Here is a 1,953-nt window from a genome sequence, read left to right as displayed (position 1 = left end):
CGACCACCGAGATCTACACTTCTAGCTTCGTCGGCAGCGTCAGTGTGTATAAGAGACAGATATTAAAGTAACCATCATAAATGAATAGCAATATTGATAATTTTTGATAGGAAATAAGTGGAGTTGAGATTCAGCCCTTATTTGTTATTTTCATCACTATTTTATCTTGAATGTGACCATTTATTAAGTCACTGAGTTAAATAATCAAAAAATTATAGGTTATAGCAAAATATTAGTTTGGATTCATTTTTGGCTGCTTTGTCGACTTGAGTTGAATAACCGCCAGATGATTTTAATTACTCAATCATCCGGCGGGAATTAATTGTGTCTATTTATGGTATGAAGGAATTGATATGATCTCTGTATAACACAGGAGAATACCAAGCTTATTCCTTAACCCCTTCTACAGAAAGGATTAACTCCACTTCCTGAGATTTTGGCCCTAAGTCGGTTTTAATATTGAAGTCTTTCAATTTAATTTTACCGTTCGCTTCAAATCCGGCGCGATAACCACCCCACGGATCTTTACCTTCTCCCATCAGCTTCGCTTGTAGTGTGACTGGTTTGGTTACTCCATTGAGTGTCAGTTCACCGATAACTTTGTACTGTTCACCCACTTTTTCCACTTTGGTTGAGGTAAATTTGGCTTCCGGGTATTTTGCTGTGTTTAAAAAATCAGCACTACGTAAGTGTTTATCACGTTCAGCATGGTTGGTATCTATACTGTCAGTTTTAATGGTGACACTAACTTTATCAGCAGTCGGATTTTGGCTATCGAAGGTAAAATCACCATCAAATTTTTTGAAATTACCATAAACCCAGCTCATACCTAAATGCTGAATACGGAACTCAATAAAAGCGTGTTGGCCGGCAGTATCAATTTTATAGTTGGATGCCATTGCTGAGCTTGCACCCATAAATAAAACACCCGCAGTCAGGCCGATTAACGTCTTTTTCAACATAATGATTCTCCAAAATTTATTTTGTGTCTGGCGGGAAACCAAACATTCTTTTTAGCGTACTATCACGATCAATAAAGTGATGTTTTAAAGCAGCAAGCCCATGCAAAAGGGAAAGTACAACAATCAGCCAGGCAAGATATAAGTGGATAATACCCGCGGTATCTGCTTGTACTCCTTGTCTTGCCAGTGTGGCAGGGATTTCAAACCAGCCAAAAACACTGATGGGTTGACCATCAGCGGTGGAAATAAAGTACCCGCTGAATAAAATGCCAAACAGGATGATATAAAGGGTGAGATGAGCCAGTTTTGCACTGATCCGAGTAAGCTGGCTGTAACTGCTCAGAGGTTTTGGTGGGGGTGAAATAAATCGCCAGATAACACGAATGACCATGACGATAAAAATCATAAACCCAATGCTTTTATGCAATTCAGGTGCACTATGATACCAGCTATCATAATAGCTTAATGTCACCATCCATAACCCCAGCATGAACATTCCATAAACAGCAAGAGCAATTAACCAGTGGATCAAAACAGAGACATGACCAAATTGTCTGGAAGTGTTTTTTAATAGCATATCGTTTCCTTATTTTTGATCACTAAAAAAAATACAATCGACTAACACAGGATATAAACATAAATGAAAATCCCAAGCATTATAATAGATGAAAGTCTGGTACAGTTTCTGTGAATTTCAGACAAATAATTTGTTTAAGAATATCAAAATTTATCAATAATGAATTTAATGAGTTCCTTTTCTTATTGGATAAAATAAAATGGAATAAATATATTCATCTTAGATATATAAAAATAAGTTAAATTAATTAAGCGAGATTTCGTATTTATGAATTCGGTTTATTAATTAAAGTTGTTACTAAGGATAAATAAGCTTTCATAATAACGATACACTCATTTTTTTCATTCCCGGTTGTTGCCCTAATGAAAATGCAATCATAAATTCTTCAACGCACGCTAAGAGTTGCCACATATA

At 36.0% G+C, this 1,953-nt stretch carries 2 protein-coding genes; both read right to left on the bottom strand.

The annotated features are described in order from the left end of the window. Nucleotides 1-386 precede the first annotated feature (386 nt). Nucleotides 387-962 (bottom strand): YceI family protein, encoded by a 576-nt coding sequence (locus AACX68_RS07040; RefSeq protein ID WP_228860842.1) that lies wholly within the window; start codon nt 960-962, stop codon nt 387-389. A gap of 16 nt (nt 963-978) precedes the next feature. Then, entirely contained in the window at nt 979-1,539 is a 561-nt protein-coding gene (locus AACX68_RS07035; RefSeq protein ID WP_228860841.1) for a cytochrome b, read from the bottom strand. Nucleotides 1,540-1,953 lie beyond the last annotated feature (414 nt).

The sequence above is a fragment of the Xenorhabdus sp. PB61.4 genome (genome assembly GCF_963894935.1).
Taxonomy (GTDB): Bacteria; Pseudomonadota; Gammaproteobacteria; order Enterobacterales; family Enterobacteriaceae; genus Xenorhabdus; species Xenorhabdus stockiae.
The sequence above is the reverse complement of the archived record's forward strand: the minus strand, read 5'-3'. Positions and strand labels throughout refer to the sequence as shown.

Excerpts from the sequence above, each read along its gene's own strand:
- AACX68_RS07040 (WP_228860842.1), bottom strand. The coding sequence starts at position 962 with ATGTTGAAAAAGACGTTAATCGGCCTGACTGCGGGTGTTTTATTTATG.
- AACX68_RS07035 (WP_228860841.1), bottom strand. The coding sequence starts at position 1,539 with ATGCTATTAAAAAACACTTCCAGACAATTTGGTCATGTCTCTGTTTTG.